This is a genomic window from Arthrobacter zhaoxinii, from assembly GCF_024385505.1.
In the GTDB taxonomy this organism is placed as follows: Bacteria; Actinomycetota; Actinomycetes; order Actinomycetales; family Micrococcaceae; genus Arthrobacter_B; species Arthrobacter_B zhaoxinii.
The window spans coordinates 555,592-574,364 of record NZ_JANFLT010000001.1 but is presented as its reverse complement, the minus strand read 5'-3'; the positions used below and the strand labels follow the sequence as shown (position 1 = coordinate 574,364).

At 67.0% G+C, this 18,773-nt stretch carries 18 protein-coding genes; 12 read left to right on the top strand and 6 right to left on the bottom strand.

Annotated features, from left to right (window positions below):
* Positions 1-29: 29 nt before the first annotated feature.
* From paaD to NNX37_RS02680, 4 genes are all read left to right on the top strand, one after another.
* Complete coding sequence (gene paaD, locus NNX37_RS02695) at positions 30-548, top strand: 1,2-phenylacetyl-CoA epoxidase subunit PaaD (protein WP_255790909.1); 519 nt, start codon at positions 30-32, stop codon at positions 546-548.
* Positions 549-552: 4 nt separating this feature from the next.
* A complete protein-coding gene (paaE, locus tag NNX37_RS02690) occupies positions 553-1,686 on the top strand; it encodes a 1,2-phenylacetyl-CoA epoxidase subunit PaaE (protein ID WP_255790712.1) in 1,134 nt (377 codons plus the stop codon).
* Between the two features lie 9 nt (positions 1,687-1,695).
* On the top strand, positions 1,696-2,463 hold the full coding sequence (locus tag NNX37_RS02685) for an enoyl-CoA hydratase/isomerase family protein (protein WP_255790711.1): 768 nt from the start codon (positions 1,696-1,698) through the stop codon (positions 2,461-2,463).
* 203 nt (positions 2,464-2,666) lie between these two features.
* On the top strand, positions 2,667-2,915 hold the full coding sequence (locus NNX37_RS02680) for a DUF6480 family protein (RefSeq protein WP_227918970.1): 249 nt from the start codon (positions 2,667-2,669) through the stop codon (positions 2,913-2,915).
* 101 nt (positions 2,916-3,016) lie between these two features.
* Here the strand turns inward: NNX37_RS02680 and NNX37_RS02675 are convergent, their stop codons facing one another.
* Positions 3,017-3,469, bottom strand: coding sequence for an Lrp/AsnC family transcriptional regulator (locus NNX37_RS02675; RefSeq protein ID WP_255790710.1), 453 nt, complete (start codon positions 3,467-3,469; stop codon positions 3,017-3,019).
* Positions 3,470-3,654: 185 nt separating this feature from the next.
* Between NNX37_RS02675 and pdhA the strand changes: the two genes are divergently transcribed.
* The 5 genes from pdhA to NNX37_RS02650 all read left to right on the top strand — a co-directional run bounded on the left by pdhA (position 3,655) and on the right by NNX37_RS02650 (position 9,791).
* Positions 3,655-4,881: a pyruvate dehydrogenase (acetyl-transferring) E1 component subunit alpha gene (pdhA, locus tag NNX37_RS02670; RefSeq protein WP_255790709.1), complete on the top strand. Its 1,227-nt coding sequence runs from the start codon at positions 3,655-3,657 to the stop codon at positions 4,879-4,881.
* 83 nt (positions 4,882-4,964) lie between these two features.
* Positions 4,965-6,047, top strand: coding sequence for an alpha-ketoacid dehydrogenase subunit beta (locus NNX37_RS02665; RefSeq protein WP_255790908.1), 1,083 nt, complete (start codon positions 4,965-4,967; stop codon positions 6,045-6,047).
* The gene (locus tag NNX37_RS02660) at positions 6,044-7,600 is read left to right on the top strand and encodes a dihydrolipoamide acetyltransferase family protein (protein ID WP_255790708.1); all 1,557 of its coding nucleotides are present in this window, start codon (positions 6,044-6,046) and stop codon (positions 7,598-7,600) included. The genes NNX37_RS02665 and NNX37_RS02660 overlap by 4 nt, the downstream gene beginning before the upstream one ends.
* 62 nt (positions 7,601-7,662) lie before the next feature.
* The gene (locus tag NNX37_RS02655; protein ID WP_255790707.1) at positions 7,663-8,520 is read left to right on the top strand and encodes an MBL fold metallo-hydrolase; all 858 of its coding nucleotides are present in this window, start codon (positions 7,663-7,665) and stop codon (positions 8,518-8,520) included.
* 41 nt (positions 8,521-8,561) lie between these two features.
* Positions 8,562-9,791, top strand: a complete 1,230-nt coding sequence (locus NNX37_RS02650) for an MFS transporter (protein ID WP_255790705.1) — start codon at positions 8,562-8,564, stop codon at positions 9,789-9,791.
* A 69-nt stretch (positions 9,792-9,860) separates the two neighbouring features.
* Here NNX37_RS02650 and NNX37_RS02645 read toward each other — a convergent pair whose 3' ends face one another.
* Positions 9,861-10,769, bottom strand: a complete 909-nt coding sequence (locus tag NNX37_RS02645) for a phosphatase PAP2 family protein (RefSeq protein ID WP_255790704.1) — start codon at positions 10,767-10,769, stop codon at positions 9,861-9,863.
* 88 nt (positions 10,770-10,857) lie between these two features.
* Here NNX37_RS02645 and NNX37_RS02640 point away from each other — a divergent pair, with 88 nt between their 5' ends.
* Positions 10,858-11,859, top strand: a complete 1,002-nt coding sequence (locus NNX37_RS02640; RefSeq protein ID WP_255790703.1) for an o-succinylbenzoate synthase — start codon at positions 10,858-10,860, stop codon at positions 11,857-11,859.
* A 33-nt stretch (positions 11,860-11,892) separates the two neighbouring features.
* Here the strand turns inward: NNX37_RS02640 and NNX37_RS02635 are convergent, their stop codons facing one another.
* Together NNX37_RS02635 and NNX37_RS02630 are read right to left on the bottom strand one after the other, a co-directional pair.
* Complete coding sequence (locus tag NNX37_RS02635) at positions 11,893-13,521, bottom strand: SLC13 family permease (protein WP_255790702.1); 1,629 nt, start codon at positions 13,519-13,521, stop codon at positions 11,893-11,895.
* Positions 13,522-13,627: 106 nt separating this feature from the next.
* On the bottom strand, positions 13,628-14,716 hold the full coding sequence (locus NNX37_RS02630; RefSeq protein ID WP_255790701.1) for a tartrate dehydrogenase: 1,089 nt from the start codon (positions 14,714-14,716) through the stop codon (positions 13,628-13,630).
* 227 nt (positions 14,717-14,943) lie between these two features.
* Between NNX37_RS02630 and menD the strand changes: the two genes are divergently transcribed.
* Both menD and NNX37_RS02620 read left to right on the top strand, forming a co-directional pair.
* Positions 14,944-16,710 (top strand): 2-succinyl-5-enolpyruvyl-6-hydroxy-3-cyclohexene-1-carboxylic-acid synthase, encoded by a 1,767-nt coding sequence (gene menD / locus NNX37_RS02625; protein ID WP_255790700.1) that lies wholly within the window; start codon positions 14,944-14,946, stop codon positions 16,708-16,710.
* A gap of 46 nt (positions 16,711-16,756) precedes the next feature.
* Positions 16,757-16,951 (top strand): helix-hairpin-helix domain-containing protein, encoded by a 195-nt coding sequence (locus NNX37_RS02620; protein WP_255790699.1) that lies wholly within the window; start codon positions 16,757-16,759, stop codon positions 16,949-16,951.
* Positions 16,952-17,162: 211 nt separating this feature from the next.
* Here the strand turns inward: NNX37_RS02620 and NNX37_RS02615 are convergent, their stop codons facing one another.
* On the bottom strand, positions 17,163-17,912 hold the full coding sequence (locus NNX37_RS02615; RefSeq protein WP_229950183.1) for an amino acid ABC transporter ATP-binding protein: 750 nt from the start codon (positions 17,910-17,912) through the stop codon (positions 17,163-17,165).
* 5 nt (positions 17,913-17,917) lie between these two features.
* Positions 17,918-18,703, bottom strand: a complete 786-nt coding sequence (locus tag NNX37_RS02610) for an amino acid ABC transporter permease (protein WP_255790698.1) — start codon at positions 18,701-18,703, stop codon at positions 17,918-17,920.
* Positions 18,704-18,773: the final 70 nt, after the last annotated feature.

The following is an 18,773-nucleotide window of genomic DNA, read 5'->3' as shown; positions in this document are numbered from 1 at the left end:
ACGCCGCCGAGCACGCCGGGGAGTATCCGGTGGAACATCCGGCGAAGCACGCGGCAGAACGTCCGGCGGACCCCGCGGCTGCCGCGGCATGGGACGTCGCCGCCACGGTGTGTGATCCGGAGATTCCCGTGCTGACCATCGAGGACCTCGGTGTGCTGCGGCGGGTGGAACTTTCCGATGCCGGAGTGCACGTGGCCATCACCCCCACCTATTCGGGCTGCCCCGCCATGGACGCCATCCGGCAGGACGTCACCTCGGCGCTGGGCGCTGCCGGCTATCCCCGCGTGCAGGTTTCCCTGGAGCTGGCGCCGGCGTGGACCACCGACTGGATGAGCAGTGCCGGCAAAGCCAAGCTGGACGCCTACGGCATCGCGCCGCCGTCGGGCCGGGCTGCCGCCGGTCCGGTCCGGGTGGGCCTGAGCGTGAAATGCCCCCAGTGCTCCTCCCTGAATACCCGTGAGCTGACCCGGTTCGGATCCACGTCCTGCAAGGCGCTGTGGGTGTGCGGCGACTGCCGGGAACCGTTCGACTACTTCAAGGTGCTCTGAAGCCATGACCGCTCTTCCCGATGCCCCGCCCCGCCGCGGAGCCTTCCATCCCCTGACCGTTGCCGCCGTCCGCCGGCTAACCGGCGACGCCGTGGAGGTCACCTTCGCGGTGCCGTCCGGGCTGGTGGAGGCCTACTCCTATCTCCCGGGACAGTATGTTGCCCTCCGCACGGTGCTGGATGGGACGGAACTGAGGCGCAGCTACTCCATCTGCGCGGAGCCGAGGCCCGGCGAACTGCGGGTGGCCGTCAAGCGGGACCTGGGCGGGCTGTTTTCCTCCTGGGTGAATGAACACCTGAAGGCAGGGGATGTGCTGGACGTGATGAGCCCGGCCGGCAGTTTCACCTCCCGGCATGCGCCCGGCACCCCGGATCCGGGTCCGGCCTCGGGGCAGGTGTTTGCCGCGGTGGCCGCAGGATCCGGCATCACCCCGGTGATTGCGATTGCCCGCACCGTCCTGGCTTCCTCCACCACAACGCGCTTCGATCTGGTCTACGCCAACAAGGCGGCCATGGACGTGATGTTCCTGGAGGAGCTTGCGGACCTGAAGGACCGTTATCCGTCCCGGTTCGCCCTGCACCATGTCCTCTCCCGTGAGCAGCGGATCTCGCCGCTGCTCAGCGGACGGCTCGACGCCGGCAAACTCACCACCCTGATCGACTCCGTGCTGCCGGCCGCCACGGTGGATGAATGGTTCCTCTGCGGCCCGTTCGATCTGGTCCAGCTCTGCCGCGATGCCCTGGCCGAACGCGGCGTCGACCCGGCCCGGGTGCGCTTTGAACTGTTCACCACCGGGCGTCCCGACCGGCCGGAAGGCTCCGCCGGGCGGCCGGTCCTCCCCGACAGCTCGGGGGAGAACTACGACATCACCTTCCGGCTGGACGGACTCCAGGGCAAGGTGGCCAGCCCCGTCCATGCCCGTGAATCCGTGCTCAATGCGGCCCTCCGCGTACGCCCTGATGTGCCCTTCGCCTGCGCCGGCGGGGTCTGCGGAACCTGCCGGGCCAAACTGGTCTCCGGCACGGTGGACATGGAGGAAAACTATGCGCTGGAACCCGAGGAACTGGAACGCGGCTACGTCCTGACCTGCCAGAGCCGGCCCACCAGCCCGCAGGTGACCGTTGACTACGACGCCTAGGAGCACCCAATGATCGACCTGACCATCTCCGGCGGCGTGGCCGAAGTTGTCCTCAACGCGCCGAAAAAACTCAACGCACTGGACGGTTCCGCCCTGGCGGAGCTGGGATCGGCCTACGACGACGCCGCGGCCGCCGGGGTGCGGGCCCTCCTGCTGCGCGGGGAGGGCAGGAGCTTTTGTGCAGGGCGGGACCTTTCCACCGTCTCCCCGGAACACGACGACGCCCGCGGCTACCTCGTGGATGACCTGCTGCCGTTGCTGCAGAAGATGTCCGGCTTCCCGGCGCCGACCTTCGCCGCAGCCCAGGGTGCGTGCCTGGGAGTAGGGCTGGGACTGTTGGTGGCCACCGACGTCGTTTATGTGGCTGCCGACGCGAAGATCGGCTCGCCGTTCGCCAACCTGGGCGCTGCGCTGGATTCGGGCGGGCACTGGCTGTTCACCGAACGGCTGGGACCGCACCGCACCCTGGACCTGATCTACACCGCGGACCTGATGACCGGCGCCGAGGCCGTAGCCGGCGGCCTGTTCAGCCGTGCCCTGGACCCGGCAGATCTGCTGGAGAGCACCCGGGCGACGGCAGAGCGCGTCGCGTCGGGACCCACCCAGGCTTTCACGGCGTCCCGGGAACTGGTGGCACAGATCCGGGACCGGCGGCTGGGCTTCTGGGAGGCGCTGGATGCCGAGAACACCGTGCAGGAAAAACTCAGCGGCACCCCCGACTATGCGGAGGGGATCAACGCCTTCCTGGGCAAGCGCAGGCCGGTTTTCCAGGGTTGACCGGACGGCCGACCGGATAGCTGACCGGCCGTCTCACTGGGTAGCCGTCCGGACAGCTGGCCGGACGGCTGGAAAGCCGGGCCCCGTTCCGGACCGGCTTGTGATGCGGCGGACCCCGGGCTAGGTTGGAGCTAACCCGTAAGCATGCTTACAACAGGTGCTTGCCTGCGCTAGAGAACCCTGAGACATCGAGGAGGCGGAACATGGCCGACAGCTACAATCCGAACAATGACCCGGCGAACCCGGATAAGCCGAAGGATGCGCAAAAGGGCTCCGATACGCAGGAGGGCACCGGCAACCACGCCCACAGCGAGGCCAAGGCCGGAAGTACCAATCCTGATCCGATGGACGGCAACATCACCGGCCTCGAGCCCGGCGGCGGTGTTCCTCCGGGAGAGACCCCTCCGGCAGAGGACCAGATGAGCACCGATCAGGGCCACGACGAAAACTAAGCTGCCGAACACCGGCGCCCGGCGGTGGTTGCCCACCCGCCCGATCGCTGAAGCAGGGCCTGCAGCCGCAGGCCCTGCTTTTTTGTCTTTCCGCCGCGCGGCTAGCGGGTATCGCGCTCCTCAAACACCAGGAACGTCTGGGTGTCCAGGACTCCCGGCATGGACTGCAGCTGGTCGAAGATGACGCGGCGGAGGTGAATGTTGTCCTCGGCGCGGACCAGTAGAATAACGTCGAAGGATCCGCCCACCAGGGCGATGTGGTGGATCTCCGGAACCTCGCTGAGTCGGTCCTTCAGCTCCCGCCAGGCATGCTGGCGGACCTTCATCGTCACATAGGCGGAGGAGCCCAGGCCGGCCTTCTCCGGATCCACCAGTGCGGTAAAGCGGCTGAGTACACCGGACTCGGTGAGCCGGGCAATCCGTGAATAGGCATGCGCCCGGGAAATGTGGACTGCCTGCGCGACGGCGGTGAACGAGGCCCTGCCGTCGGCCCGCAGGACGGCGAGGATCTTCCGGTCAACATCATCAAGAGGCTGTACCTGCGTTGTCGTCATAATGTCCACGCTCTCCCCAAGTAATCTGCGTCACATCTGCAAGGTGTCCATCAGATTACTCCCGCACGCCGCAGTCGTCCAAGATTTGCCGGAATGCTGGTAACGATTCAGCGCCCGAAAGCATACTGGCAAGACAGAAGTTCCGCGTGCAACGATGCCGCGGGCACTGCGGACGGAGGCTCATGATGACCATCTCTACCGGCAGGACGCCGCAGGCTGCCGTGGGCGCCGAAAGCGGTTCGAGTGCCGTGAGTGCCCTGCTGCCCTCGGACGTTCCCGTCCGGTTGATAGATGCCGACGGCGCCGCCCACCGGGATTCCCGGTACCCGCTTCCCGCCGGGGACCTGCTGCTGAAGGCGTATGCCCGTCTGGTGGCCGGACGGCGGATCAACGACCAGGCCAACGCCCTGGTGCGGCAGGGACGGCTGGCCGTCTACCCCTCTTCCCACGGTCAGGAAGCATGCCAGGTGGCCGCCGCTGCGGTGCTGGAAACCCGGGACTGGCTGTTTCCCACGTACCGGGACAGCGTTGCCGTCATATCCCGCGGAGTGGACCCGCTGCAGGTGCTGACGCTGCTGCGCGGAGACTGGCACAGCGGATATGACCCCTACGAGCACCGGGTGGCTCCGCAGGCCACCCCGCTGGCCACCCAGCTGCTGCACGCCGTCGGCGTCGCGCACGCCGCCAAGCTCAAGGGAGAGGACACCGTGGTGCTGGCCCTGTGCGGTGACGGTGCCACCAGCGAGGGCGACTTCCATGAGGCACTCAATTTCGCTGCGGTGTTCCATGTTCCCGTGGTGTTTTTCATCCAGAACAACGAGTACGCCATCTCGGTGCCGTTGAAGAACCAGTCGGTGGCTCCGTCGCTGGCCCACAAGGCCGTCGGTTACGGGATGCCGGGGGAGCGGGTGGACGGTAACGACGTCGCCGCCCTCCTCTCCGTCCTCGGAGCGGCTGTCCAGCGTGCGCGGGAAGGCGGCGGCCCTGCCCTGGTCGAAGCGCATACCTACCGCATGCAGGCCCACACCAACGCCGACGACGCCACCCGGTACCGCTCAGCCGAAGAAGTGGAGGACTGGGTGCCGCGGGATCCGCTGGTCCGGACCCGGAGCTATCTGCGCGGCCTCGGGCTGCTGGACGACTCCCGGGAGGAAGAGCTGGCCCAGGCAGCCGAGGAAATCGCAGCGGCAATGCGGAACGGACTGAACACCGACGTCGACCCCGATCCAATGGCCCTGTTCGAGCATGTCTACACCGCACGCACCGCTCAGCTGCGCGAGCAGGCCGAGCTGCTGCGCGGCGAACTGGAGCGGGACGCGGCGGAACGCGATGCACTTGCTCCCGGCACTCCCGGCACTCCCGGCACTCCCGGCACTCCCGGCAACTCCGGCACTGCAGGTGCTTCGCGGTGACCCCTCCCGATCCGAAAGGCAGCACCATGGCAGCACCCTCCACGGACACCCGGCTCCAGGCACGGGAGGTGCCGGAAGCGGCAATGGACTCCGGGCCGGAAACCCTGACCTTCGCCAAAGCACTTAACGCCGCGCTCGCCGATGAGATGGCCGCCGATCCGACGGTGGTGGTCTTCGGTGAGGACGTGGGTCCGCTGGGCGGCGTTTTCCGGATTACCGACGGGCTGACCGCCCGGTTCGGTGCCGACCGCTGCTTCGACACTCCGCTGGCCGAATCCGGGATCATGGGGATGGCCGTGGGCATGGCGATGAACGGGCTGCGTCCGGTGGTGGAAATGCAGTTCGACGCCTTCGCCTACCCTGCCTTCGAGCAGGTGGTCAGCCACGTGGCGAAGATGTCCAACCGGACCCGCGGAAAGGTGAAACTGCCGCTGGTGATCCGCATTCCGTACGCGGGCGGGATCGGCGGGGTGGAACACCACTGTGATTCCTCCGAGGCCTACTATGCCCACACCCCCGGCCTGACCGTCGTCGCGCCCGCAACCGTAGCGGATGCCTATACGCTGCTGCGTGATGCGGTCCGGCTGAATGATCCCGTGGTGTTCCTAGAACCGAAGAAGCTCTACTGGAGCAAGGAAACGGTGGATCTGGCCACTTTGCGCCGTGCCGCCGACGAGGCACTGCGTACGGGCGGGCGGATTTCCGGCGGTATCGGCACTGCTGCGGTGGCACGCCCCGGAACCGATGCAACCCTGGTGGCCTACGGGCCGTCCGTGTCGACGGCGCTGGCTGCGGCGGCCGCAGCGGAAGCTGAAGGACGGTCCCTGGAAGTCATCGACCTGCGCTCCATTGTTCCGTACGACGACGCGACCGTGGATGCCTCTGTTCGGCGCACCGGACGCGCCGTCGTCGTTGCCGAAGCACCGGGGTTCGCCTCCGTGGCCTCGGAAATCGCCGCCCGCATCTCCGAACGCTGCTTCCATTCCCTCGCCGCACCGGTGCTGCGGGTGACCGGGTTCGACATTCCGTATCCCGCGCCCAAACTGGAGCACTGGTTCCTTCCCGGGGTGGACCGCATCCTGGACGCCGTGGATGAGCTGCAGTGGGACGAGCCGGATACTCCCGGTTCCACCGCGGTCGCCGGAACCGGGACGGATCCGCGATGAGTGTGCGTACCTTCCTGCTGCCCGACCTCGGTGAGGGCCTGACCGAGGCAGAACTCGTCAACTGGCTGGTGGCCGTAGGGGACACCGTGGTGGTGGACCAGCCGGTGGCGGAAGTGGAAACAGCCAAGTCCCTGGTGGAGGTTCCGTCGCCCTTTGCCGGCCGCGTGGCGCAGCTGCACGGCCGGGCAGGTGAGAGTGTCGACGTCGGGCGTCCGTTGATCTCGGTGGAGACTGCCGCTGACGCAACGGCGGGAGCCGGGCCGGCCGCCGGGATGACGGTCTCAGGAATGGGCGAAGCGATGGCACCCGCAGCAGCTGTGGGGCCTGCGGAAGCGGCCGAGGCAGTGGTCGCTGCGGCGGCGGCGGGGGCGGCGGGGGCGGCCGGGGCGTCCGCGGCGGGGGAGGCCTACCGGGAGGAAGAGAAAGCCGGGTCGGGGAACGTACTGATCGGTTATGGCACCCCGGCCAACGGCCAGTCGGCGAGGCGTTCCCGTGCACCTCGACGCGGCGCGGCTGCCGCGGCGGTTGCCGGTCCGGCTGCCGGCCCCGATGCCGCAGGATCCGCGCCCGCGGAAGCGCCCCGGTGCATCTCTCCGCTGGTCCGGCGGCAAGCCCGGGATGCCGGACTGAGGCTGACGGATGTGTCCGGCAGCGGACCCGACGGGCTGATCCTGCGCCGCGACATCGAAGCGCTGATGGTGGCTCCTGCCGGAGCGGTTCCGGCGGCAGACGTGGTTCCGACGGCAGGAGCAGTTCCGGCGGACGCAGGCACGGCTGCGGCCCCAACGGACGTGCGGACAGGGCTGGACGTCGCCTCGCGCACCCCGGTGCGCGGTCTCCGACGCGCCATCGCCACCAACCTCAGCCGCAGCCGCCGCCTCATCCCGGAAGCTACCGTCTGGGTGGATGTTGATGCGACGGCCCTGATGGACCTGCGGGCGGACCTGTCGCAGCAGGGCCAGGACGTCCCCTCTCTGCTGGCCTTCCTGGCCCGTTTCACCCTGGCCGGACTCTCACGTTTCCCCGAGCTCAACACCCGCTTTGTCCCTGCGGGGGACGTCGGCGGGGAGAGGTCCCGGGAAAACGCGGGGGACGGCGAAGAACAGCAGGCCCTGATTGAAGCCTTCGACGGCGTCAACCTGGGCATTGCGGTCCACTCCGATCGCGGCCTGATGGTCCCGTCCGTCCGGCGGGCGGACACTTTGACCACCCGCGGGCTGGACACGGAAATCCGCCGCCTCACCACTGCCGCCCAGACGGGCAAGGCGACACCTGCCGAACTCTCCTCGGGCACCTTCACCCTGAACAACTACGGTGTCTACGGTGTGGACGGCAGCGCCGCGATTATCAATTATCCGGAATCGGCCATCCTCGGCGTGGGACGCATCATCGAAAAACCGTGGGTGGTTTCAGGCCAGCTTGCGGTCCGGAGACTCACCCAGCTGACCCTGGTGTTCGACCACCGCGTCTGCGACGGCGCGACGGCCGGCGGTTTCCTGCGCTACGTCGCAGACGCCGTCGAAAATCCCGGCCGCATCCTGGCGGACCTGTAATACGTGGAACGGGAAGCCATACGCGATAGGTTGGAATCCGGCCGGGGAAAAGGAAAGCTGACATGACCGAAACACCGCAGCACGTCACCACCCAGCACGGATGGCAGGAGGTGGCGCCCCGGATCTGGGTGCGCCCCAATGCTGCCTTCGCCGTCAACACCGGACTGGTGATCGGCGACGAGCGGGCCCTGCTCATCGATACCGGTGCAGGCCCCGCAATGGCGCAGGAGATTTACGACGCCGTCCGGACGCTGACGGACCTGCCGTTGACGGCGGTGAACACGCATGCGCACTTTGACCATTACTTCGGCAACGCCCTGATGCTCGCCAACGGTGTGGAGGATATCTGGGCTACCGCCGGATGCGCTGCCAGCATCCGGGAAAACGGGAACAGCCACCGGCCGCAGGCCGCTGACGCGGAACCGGAAATGGCCGTGGCCATGGGTGGAAACACGGAGCTTGCCGAACCCACGAAGCTGGTGGAGGACACCCCGGTGGACCTTGACCTGGGCGGCATCTCCGTGACCCTCTTCCACCTCGGACGCGGGCATACGGACCACGACCTGCTGGTCGGCGCAGGGGATGTCCTCTTCACCGGCGACCTCGTGGAGCAGGGGGCTGACCCCGCCTTCGAGGACGCGTTCCCGAAGGACTGGATCCGCACCCTGGGGAAGATCGCGGCGCTCGAAGATCTCTACACGGTGTTCGTTCCGGGCCACGGCAAACCCGTTACCGTGGATTTCATCACCACCCAGATGAACAAGATGCGCACCGCCGTCGCCGTCACCCGCAGCGCCATGGACCAGGCCTCGGTGGACATGACGAAGGCAATTCCCATCCTGCCGTACGGTCCGGACCAGTCCCGCGCACTGCTCACCCGCCTGCGGACCCTCGCCCGGTGGAAGTGGCTCACGAAGTAGTCCGGGCCGGAACGGTACCCGGTCAGCGATAGTCTGGGGCCGTGCCAGCAGACGAGTTCAGCCTTCGGAAAATTGCCATTCCGGCCTATGGGCCTACCCTGCTCTACGGGCTGGCGACCGGTGCCATCCTGCCGGTGATTGCACTCACCGCCCGCGGCCTTGGCGCCACCGTGGCGCTGGCTGCCCTGGTCATCACCCTGACCGGAGTCGGTTCGCTCCTGACCAATGTGCCGGCCACTATTGTGACCACACGCTTCGGGGAGAAATGGGCGCTGGTTGCCGCGTCGGCCTGGTGCGCGCTGGCAATGGTCCTGGCCGCAGCCGTCCCGGTGCTGGAGGTTTTCGCCCTGGCCGTCTTTATGGTTGGCATGGCCGGCTCGGTATTCGGTCTTGCCCGCCAGAGCTACCTGACGGAGGCGGTCCCGGCGCACTTCCGGGCGCGTGCCCTGTCCACCCTCGGCGGCGTCAACCGGATCGGCGTCTTCATCGGCCCCTTCGCCGCCGCCGGCGCCATCTCCCTCTTCGGCACCACGGGAGCGTACTGGGTGGGTGCCGCGGCGGCTGTCGGTGCCGGAATCCTCAGCCTGCAGGTCCCCGATCTTGCCGTCCGGCCAGGGAGATCCGGGACGAAGGTTTCCGGAGCCGACGCCGGCCCCGCGCCCACGGTGCGGTCCATCCTGCGCAGCCATGCCAGGGTGTTCCGGACCATCGGCATCGGGGTGCTGCTGATCGCTGCCGTCCGCGCCACGCGCCAGGCGGTCATTCCGCTCTGGGGTCAGCACATCGGCCTGGATCCCACGCAGACGGCGCTGATCTACGGGCTTTCCGGGGCCATCGACATGCTCATTTTCTATCCCGCAGGCAAGGCGATGGACACCTGGGGGCGGCGCTCCGTGGCAGTACCCTGCATGCTGATCATGGGGCTGGGCCTCGGGCTGCTGCCGCTGGCGTCCGAAGCGACCGGACTGCTGCTGGCCGCGCTGCTCATCGGGTTCGGCAACGGCATCGGTTCCGGGATTGTTATGACCCTCGGGGCGGACTTTTCACCGTCACCCGGACGCCCGCAGTTCCTGGGGATCTGGCGGCTGCTGGCGGACCTCGGCACCATGGGCGGCCCCGGCATTCTCTCCGGGGTCACCGCGCTGGTGTCGCTCTCGGCGGGAATCGGGGCCACCGCGGTCCTGGGGCTGCTGGGCGCCGTCGTGCTCTGGGTCTGGGTGCCCGGCCCGAAAGCCGCGGCCGGTTCTGCCGCCGTGCCCCGGGGACGCTAGCGCCGGGCTTTCCAAGCTTTCCAAGCCTTCCAGCCTTCGCGCCCCGCAGTCTGCCCGTTTAGTGCTGCGCTAGCGCCGGGCAGGGTCTCCGGCCTGCTGGCTGAAAAGCCAGCAGGCGAGGGCGCTGACCAGATAGCCCACGCCCACAATGAGCGTCAGGCCCGCCCAGAAATACAGCGGTGCGGACGTGGTAGCAGCCGCCGGATCCATGCGGGCATAGAAATACAGGCCCAGGCTCGCGGCCGTGGCAAGCACTCCCGGTACGGCGCAGAGCAGGGCTATGGCTTTTGCGGAGCCCTGCGCGGCTCCCTTGGCCGGCCAGCAGTTCCACTCAGGGTTGGTCCGCATCATCACCAGGCCGCCGACAAGGGTCCATGCGGCCACCACCAGAAGCGAGGCGACGACGTCGGCCGGCCGGTGCCAGAGGTTCAGGAAGGTGGCAGCACCGGCGAGCACGGCATAGCTGCCGCCAAAGAGCGCAGCGAGCGGCCGCCAGCGCGGCGAGGCAAGGAGGAAGACCGCAGCAGCAGCAGAAGCGGCCAGCGTGGTGTGGCCGGACGGCAGCGAATTGAAGTCCAGGGTCACCACCCCGCGGTCGGGGCGGTCCAGCACTGTCCGTTTCAGCAGCTGGCTGCTGACATTCGCGGCCCCGAAGGTGCCCAGGGCAATAACCGCGGGTGAAATGCGGTGCCGCAGGATGGTCACAAACACGACCACGATCACGGCTATGAACACCGAGATCAGCGGCAGCTCGTCGAGGAAGGCGATCGCCGGCCGTTCGGTGGCAGGTGCAATCAGCTCCGCTTCCTGGAACGCGGACTCGTCGGCGAGCTGGCCGGTGGTGGTGCGGACGAAGAACCAGTAGGTTGCGGCAACGCCGGCAGCACACAAAAGGGCGGCGAAAAGGAAGAGAGCCGGATTATGCGCAGCCGGTCGTTGGGCACGGGCGCGCTGTGCCAGCAAGTTGCGAGTATCCATCGCTTCCAGACTGCCACATCATTGTGATGGTTACCTGTTCGGGTCGAACGGAGCCGTGGCACCGGACGTCAAAGCGTAGGCTGGCAGGGTGCCGAAGAGTCCCGATCTGTCCGTCCTCCTTGCCGGAGCACGCGTTGTTTCCATTCCCATGCGGGTGAAGTTCCGCGGCATTCTCCACCGCGAGGCCCTGCTGATCGAGGGCCCGGCCGGCTGGGGAGAATTCGCGCCCTTCCCGGAATACTCCGACGCCGAGGCCGCACCCTGGCTCGCCTCCGCCCTGGAAGCCGCGGAGGAGGGCTACCCCGAACCGGTGCGCAGCTCCATCCCGGTCAACGGCACGGTTCCCGCTGTCGCAGTCAACGCGGTGGAAGCCGTGCTGGCCCGGTTCGGAAATGTCCCTGCCGTGAAGGTCAAGGTTGCCGAGACCGGCCAGACCCCGCAGGAGGACCTGGCCCGGGTGGCCGAGGTCCGCCGGCTGCTGCCCGACGCCGGTATCCGCGTGGATGCGAACGCAGGCTGGGACGTGCCCACCGCCGTCGACACGCTGTCCCTGCTGGCGGAGGCCGGGCTGGAATATGCCGAGCAGCCCGTGGCCGGAATTGCGGGCCTGCGTGCCGTGCGGACCGAGCTGCGACGGCGCGGGGTTCCGGTGCTGATTGCCGCCGACGAAAGCGTGCGGAAGGAAACCGATCCGCTGAAGGTGGCCCGGGAAGACGCGGCGGATCTGATCATCATCAAAGCGGCACCGCTGGGCGGAGTGCGCCGCGCAGTGCAGATCGTTGCGCAGGCCGGCCTGCCCGCCGTGGTGAGCTCCGCCATCGACACTTCGGTGGGGATCCGCACCGGAGTGGCACTGGCCGCAGCGCTCCCCGAGCTGCCCTATGCCTGCGGGCTGGGGACGCTTTCGCTGATGGCAGGGGACGTGACCGAGGAGTCCCTGCTGCCCGACGGCGGCGCCCTTGCCGTACGCGACGTGCCGGTGTCCGAGGAGCTGCTGGAGCGGTATGCCGCCTCGCCGGAACGCCGGCAGTGGTGGCTGGACCGGCTGGAACGGGTGCATGCGCAGTTGGTGACGGCGGAGCAGCGCTAGGTGCCGATCCGCACATACACGCCGGCGTCGGCGTCAGCCGCCGATGCCGGTGACCCCGACCATGATGGGGACGATGCTGATGATGAGCGCTGCGCCGAGGATGTCGAAGACGAGTCCCGTGCGGATCATCCTGGTGATGGGTATGGTTCCGGACCCGTAGACAATGGCGTTCTGCGGCGTCGATACCGGAAGCATAAAGCCGAAGGATGCCGCGAAAGTCGCCGCCAGGGCGGGAATGAAGGGGTCCACATCCATCGCCACGCATAGGGGAATCACGATGGGCACAACGACGGCCGCAGAGGCGGTGTTGCTGGTGGTTTCCGAGATGAGGATAGCCAGTATCACTGAGAAGGCGGTGATGGTGATGACGCTGGTGACGCCCAGGGTGTCGGAGGCGGTGGTTCCGATGGTTTCTGCCAGACCCGTGGCCGACAGCAGGGAACCAAAGATGATGCCCGTGCCGAAGAGGACGATGGTTCCCCAGTCGATCTTGGCTGCATCGGACCAGGTGAGGGTGGCTTCGCGCTTCTTCCAATCGGTGGGGAGGATGAACAGCAGCGAGGCCCCGAGCACTGCCACGATGCCTTCGTCCAGCCTGTCGTCCAGGAAGATGTACTGCTCGGATTCCGTGCCGAAGATAAGGCTCGCGAACGCGGGGAGCAGCCAGAGAGTGACGGTAAAACCGAAGGCGATCAGGGTGTTGACCTCTGCCCGCTTCATCTTGCCCTGCTCGGCTTTTTTCTCGCTGATGAACCCGTCAACGCCTTCAATCCTGCGGATTTCGGGCTTATTGAGCAGGAACATAACGAGGGCGAGCACGATGAACATGGCGAGACAGAGCGGTGCAGCGGTAGCGGCCCACTGGGCAAACGAGATGCGCACGCCCGTCGCTTCCTCGATCAGGCCGCGGCCGATGAGGTTCGGCGGAGAACCCACAGGCGTGAGGAGTCCGCCCACGCTGGCGCCGTAGGCCAGCATCAGCATCAGCGCGGCACCGACGCGCAGGCGCAACGGGTCGAAGTCGGACTTGACGACGCCACGGTTCTGCAGAAGTTCACCGATGACCGTCAGGATGCCCAGAGCCGTAGGCAGCAGCATGGCCACCGTTGCGGTGTTCGACACGAACGCAGAGAGCATGCAGGTGATCACTCCGAAGGCGGTGATAATACGGTACGTCGACTTTGCCACTCCGGGGACGGAGAGGACGGCGAAGGCCAGCCGCTGCGCGATGCCGTGCTTGAGCATCGCCTGGGCCAGTATGAAGGCGCCGATAAACGTGAAGATAGTTGTGGAGCCAAAGGGCTGCAGGACCTCCGCGGCCGGTGCGATCCCGAGGATCACTACGGCGGCAACCCCTATGAGGCCACCCACGGGGATGGGCACCGGTTCGCAGATCCACAGGATGATCACGCCGAGCAGGACCGCAGCCAGCAGCTGCTGGGTCGGGTCCATTGCCGTGGGCAGGAGTGCGAAGACGATTGCGACGGCCGGGGCGACGAACAACCCCAGGGTCTGGCGTGCCCGCTCAAACTTTTCCTCGCGGGGAGAGAGGGATTGTTCGCTTAGGCTCCGGAACGTTTTCCCGCCCAGCAGGGCGGCTTTGACGTCGGTGAACCCCGGCGTCTTCGGGGCCGGCATGGACAGCGGCGCATTTTGGGACATCTTCGTCCTCCGGATATCGGGTGCAGTTTCTCGGTTCGACGGGCCGCGGCCCGTGGTGTGCCGCCGTGGAACTGAAGCGGCACCACCGCCGGATAACCCCTACGGGTCATCCGGCGGCTACGGCACTGATTTCATCGGCGATGGCTTTTCCCAGCTGTTCGGTGGTTCCGCTGCCGCCCAGATCGGGCGTGAGGGAGACGTCTGCCCGGGCCAGCACGTTCTCGAAAGCCTGGACCACGGCGGCTGCTGCTGCAGGCTCACCCAGGTGCTGCAGCATCATGGACGCACTCCAGATCTGGCCGATGGGGTTCGCGATACCCTGGCCGGCAATGTCCGGAGCAGATCCGTGAACGGGTTCGAAAAGGCTCGGGAAGCGGCGTTCGGGGTTTATGTTGCCGCTGGGCGCGATGCCGATGGTGCCCGTGCATGCCGGGCCCAGGTCCGAGAGGATGTCGCCGAAGAGGTTGCTGGCCACGACTACGTCAAACCTTTCGGGATGCAGCACGAAGTGCGCCGTCAGGATGTCGATGTGGTAGCTGTCGACCCTCACCTCTGCGTAATTGCCGGACATTTGGGCTACACGCTCGTCCCAGTAGGGCATTGTCACCGAAATCCCGTTGCTTTTGGTGGCGGAAGTCAGGTGCTTTTCGGGACGGCTGCCGGCGAGGTCGAACGCGTACTTGAGGATGCGGTCTACACCGGTCCGGGTCATCACCGTTTCCTGGATCACGGTTTCCCTGTCGGTGCCCTCGAATATCCGTCCGCCAATGCTGGAGTACTCACCCTCGGTATTCTCACGGACAACGTAAAAGTCGATGTCCCCGGGCCGGCGGTCCGCCAGGGGACTCCTAACTCCCGCCAGCAGCTTCACCGGCCGGAGGTTGACGTACTGGTCGAAGTGGCGGCGAAACTGGAGGAGGCTTCCCCACAGGGATATATGGTCCGGAACTGTCTCGGGGGAGCCGACAGCACCGAAGAAGATGGCGTCAAAACCCTCAAGCTGCTCAACCCAGTCGTCCGGCAGCATCCTGCCGTGCCTGAGGTAGTAGTCGCCGTTGGCGAAGTCGAAGTCGGTGCTCTTCAAGGTGAAGTCAAAGGCCTCAGCTGCGGCAGCCAACGCCCGCATTCCTTCGGGCACCACTTCCTGGCCGATCCCGTCGCCGGCAATGGTTGCGATTTTGTGGGTCTGCGTCATAGCGGACCTTTCGGTCGCGGCGGTATACGCCGTGCGAGTCTCAAGGTGCTGGTTCCATCAGTGTAGGGACGGCACGAACGTACGGTTAGACCTTCCCGGCAAAGCATGATGCCCCGCTCAGAAAGAAGGGATTCGGCTGGGCGTGCAGCTCGGAGCGGAAGCACGCACCCGGTGACCCCTGCAATGCGGCGCTACGGTCCGGATGCCCCGAACCCTAGGATGGAAGAGTGAACGGAACCTCGAAGTCTCCCAACCCGTCCTCCGCATCCGGGCCGTCTGCCTCCTCTGCGACCGGCACCCCTGACCCGGCGGATGCGGCACGGACCGGATTGAGCTCCCTCCAGGCAGCCCGCTCCGCCGTCGCCGCCCTGGCTTCCGCAGGAGTGCGCGACGTCGTCCTGGCCCCGGGATCGCGCAGCGCACCGCTGGCCTACGCACTGGCGGAAGCGGAACTGCAGGACCGGGTGCGGGTGCACGTACGGATTGATGAACGGGTTGCCGGCTTCACTGCCCTGGGCCTCGCCCGCGGCGGGCGCCGTCCCGCAGCCGTCGTGACGACGTCGGGCACTGCCGTGGGTGAGCTGATGCCCGCCGTGATGGAAGCCCACCATGCCGGTGTTCCGTTGGTGGTCCTCTCCGCGGATAGGCCGGCCGAGCTGCACGGCACCGGTGCCAACCAGACCACGGTGCAGCCGGGCCTCTTTGCCCACTTCCCGGTGACGGCTGCGGATGTGGAGGCCGGCACCGATCCTGCCGAAGCCATTTCCGCCGCCCTGGCCCGCCTCGGCAACGGGGTTCCCGTGGGGCCGGTGCACGTGAACCTCCAGTTCCGGGATCCGCTGACCCCCGGCGAAACCGACCCCTTGTTCCTGGAATCCGGCTCCCTTCCGAAGCCTTTGCCCTTCTCCGCTCCGGTTCCGGCCGAGGACCGGGCCCCTGCCGCCGATCAGTCCATTCCCGACACCCACCGCACCGTGGTGGTGGCGGGCGACGGCGCCGGGGAGCTCGCTGCGCTCTTTGCCCTACGTGCCGGGCTGCCGCTGCTGGCGGAACCGTCTTCCAATGCCCGCTTCGGTCCCAACGCCGTGGGTGCCTACCGCCTGCTGCTGCCGGAACTCGGCCCGATGATTGAACGCGTCGTGGTGTTCGGCCGCCCCACGCTCTCCCGTCCGGTGGCGGCGCTGTTGGCCCGCACCGACGTCGAGACGGCCCTGTACCTGCCCCGGCCGGTGAACTGGTTTACCGAGGGACGGCGTCCGGAAACCATCATCAGCGACATTCCCGGGCTCTTCGCGTTCGCGGGTACCGGTGCGCCCGGCTGGCTGGAGCAGTGGCGGGCGGCCTCGGAAGCAGCCATGAACACGCTGAACAACCTGCTGGAACAGCAGACCGAATTGACCGGGCTCCAGGTCGCAGACCTGGTGTGGGATGCCGCAGACGCCAACCTGGTGCTCGGTTCGTCCAACGTCATCCGGGACATGGACCTGGTTGCCGCTCCGGGCTGGCATCCGCTGGATGTATACGCCAACCGCGGCCTGGCCGGGATCGACGGGACCATCTCCACCGCCACGGGCATTGCGCTCGCCAACGGTATTCCCACCCGGCTGCTGCTGGGGGACCTCACGTTCCTGCACGACGCCGGAGCGCTGCTCCTGGGCAATGGGGAGGACGAGCCGGACCTGCAGATGATCGTGCTGAACGACGCCGGCGGCGGCATCTTCTCGGTCCTCGAACACGGTGCACTGGGGGAGGACCCCCGGTACACAGCCCTGGTGGAACGCTTCTTCGGGACACCGCACCGTGCCGACCTGGCCGCACTGTGCCGCGGCTACGGTGTCCGGCACCAGATGGTCCGCTCTGCCGATGAACTTGTTGCGGCTCTGGCGGAGCCGGTTCGCGGACGGTCGGTGCTGGAAGTACGCACGGCACGGGAAACGCTGCGTGGCCTGCATCAGCAGGTGCAGTCAGCAGTGGGGGCAGCGGTGCGGAGCTAACCGGGTTGACCTGTACGCCCGCCCCGGCGAAGCGTAGCGTCGCTGCATGGTTACCCCGCTTGATGCCTTACCGAAGATTGGGGTGCCGGCGACCCGTGCCCTGGCCGGGGCAGGCTATGACTCACTGCGCAAACTGGCCGGCGTCCCGCAGGCGGAACTTGCCTCCCTGCACGGCATGGGTCCGAAGGCGCTGCGGCTCATAGAGCAGGGGCTGGAAGAACACGGCCTCGCTCTGGGCTGAGTGGAGCGGCAAGCCGGCCCGGGAAACTGGGCCCGGACAACCAAGCCCGGATAGCCAAGCCCGGATAGCTAAGCCCGGATAACCAACCCCTGACAACCAAGTCCGGGAAACGCAGCGCGGCCTGCACCTTAGAGGTGCAGGCCGCGCTGGCGGGTGTGTTGCTTAGCTTCCGGCCGCCGGGCTGGGATGAACCGGCGGTGGCAGGAACCTTCTACAGAACCTTGGAGAGGAACGCCCGGGTGCGCTCGTGCTGCGGGTTGCCCAGGACGTCCTCGGGACGTCCCTGTTCCACAACGACGCCGCCGTCCATGAAGACCACGCGGTCGCCTACTTCACGGGCGAAGCCCATCTCGTGGGTCACCACCATCATGGTCATGCCTTCCTCGGCAAGCTGGCGCATGACGGCGAGCACGTCGCCCACGAGTTCCGGGTCCAGCGCGCTGGTGGGCTCGTCGAACAGCATCATGTCCGGATCCATGGACAGTGCACGGGCAATGGCTACACGCTGCTGCTGGCCGCCGGAGAGCTGGGCGGGGAATGCCGTGGCGCGGTCCTCCAGACCCACCTTGGCGAGGTTCTTCAGAGCTACCTTGGAGGCTTCCTCCTGGCCGCGCTTCTTCGCCCGGCGCTGCGCCAGGGTCAGGTTGCGCAGCACGTTCAGGTGCGGGAAGAGGTTGAACTGCTGGAAGACCATGCCGATCCGGGTGCGTACCTTGTCGAGGTCCGTGTCGGGGTGGGTAATATCCACGCCCTCCACCAGGACGGTGCCGCTGGTGGGCTCCTCCAGGCGGTTGACGCAGCGCAGCAGGGTGGACTTGCCGGAACCGGACGGACCGATCACGCAGACCACTTCGCCCTGGTCTACATGGAAGTCGATGCCCTTCAGCACCTCGTTGCTTCCGAAGGACTTGTGAAGGTTCCGGACCTCGATGGCAGGGGCGTTGGTGTTGGGAACGCTCATGGCTGCTACCTGCCTCTCTGGTTGTGTCGTTCGAGCTTTGCCACCAGCTGGGTCAGCGGCAGCGTGATGATCAGGTACATCAGGGCGGCGAGAACCAGCGGTGTGGCGTTCGCGGTCTGCGATACGGAGTCGCGTGCAAAGGTGGTCAGCTCGCGGTCCTGCAGGGCCATGCCGGCAATGAAGAGCAGCGAGGTGTCCTTGATCAGGATGACCAGTTCGTTGGTCAGCGGCGGCGTGATGATCCGGAAAGCCTGAGGCAGGGTCACGGAGATCATGGTCCAGGCCGGACCCATGCCCAGCGAGCGGGCAGCCTCGGCCTGGCCGGAGGGGACTGCCTGGATTCCGGCGCGGATGGTCTCGGCGATGTAAGCGCCGGAGACGATGATCAGGGCCAGGAGCCCTGCGCCTGCGCTGCCTCCCGGCGGGCGCCAGTCAAAGGCAATAGGAACTGCGAAGGCGAACCCGAAGATCACCAGCAGTGCAGGGAGTCCGCGGAAGAGTTCGATGTAGGCCGTGGCCGCCCAGCGGTACGGCGCAACGGGGGAAAGCTTCATCAGCGCCAGCAGCAGGCCCAGGAGGAGCCCGCCGGCGAAAGCGATGACGGTGTAGATAATCGTGTTCTTGACCGCCACCGTGATGATGGTGGGGAAGGCCTCACGGGCCACCTCGGCGTCGAAGAAGTTCTCGCGGATGGCTTCCCAATCCGCAGCCAGCACTACGGCTACCAGTGCGATGACGAAAACGGCGTACAGGACGCCCCGGAACAGGCGTCTACGGGTGGAGGGTTTCAAAATGGGGGCCTTCCGGGGAAGAAAAGGGGCCGTCCCGGGCACCCGGCCCGGGACGACTCAGTGGTCTAGG

Excerpts from the sequence above, each read along its gene's own strand:
- pdhA (WP_255790709.1), top strand. The coding sequence starts at position 3,655 with ATGACCATCTCTACCGGCAGGACGCCGCAGGCTGCCGTGGGCGCCGAA.
- NNX37_RS02665 (WP_255790908.1), top strand. The coding sequence starts at position 4,965 with ATGGACTCCGGGCCGGAAACCCTGACCTTCGCCAAAGCACTTAACGCC.
- NNX37_RS02685 (WP_255790711.1), top strand. The coding sequence starts at position 1,696 with ATGATCGACCTGACCATCTCCGGCGGCGTGGCCGAAGTTGTCCTCAAC.
- NNX37_RS02675 (WP_255790710.1), bottom strand. The coding sequence starts at position 3,469 with ATGACGACAACGCAGGTACAGCCTCTTGATGATGTTGACCGGAAGATC.
- NNX37_RS02620 (WP_255790699.1), top strand. The coding sequence starts at position 16,757 with ATGGTTACCCCGCTTGATGCCTTACCGAAGATTGGGGTGCCGGCGACC.
- NNX37_RS02660 (WP_255790708.1), top strand. The coding sequence starts at position 6,044 with ATGAGTGTGCGTACCTTCCTGCTGCCCGACCTCGGTGAGGGCCTGACC.
- NNX37_RS02645 (WP_255790704.1), bottom strand. The coding sequence starts at position 10,769 with ATGGATACTCGCAACTTGCTGGCACAGCGCGCCCGTGCCCAACGACCG.
- NNX37_RS02635 (WP_255790702.1), bottom strand. The coding sequence starts at position 13,521 with ATGTCCCAAAATGCGCCGCTGTCCATGCCGGCCCCGAAGACGCCGGGG.
- NNX37_RS02630 (WP_255790701.1), bottom strand. The coding sequence starts at position 14,716 with ATGACGCAGACCCACAAAATCGCAACCATTGCCGGCGACGGGATCGGC.
- paaE (WP_255790712.1), top strand. The coding sequence starts at position 553 with ATGACCGCTCTTCCCGATGCCCCGCCCCGCCGCGGAGCCTTCCATCCC.
- NNX37_RS02680 (WP_227918970.1), top strand. The coding sequence starts at position 2,667 with ATGGCCGACAGCTACAATCCGAACAATGACCCGGCGAACCCGGATAAG.
- NNX37_RS02655 (WP_255790707.1), top strand. The coding sequence starts at position 7,663 with ATGACCGAAACACCGCAGCACGTCACCACCCAGCACGGATGGCAGGAG.
- NNX37_RS02615 (WP_229950183.1), bottom strand. The coding sequence starts at position 17,912 with ATGAGCGTTCCCAACACCAACGCCCCTGCCATCGAGGTCCGGAACCTT.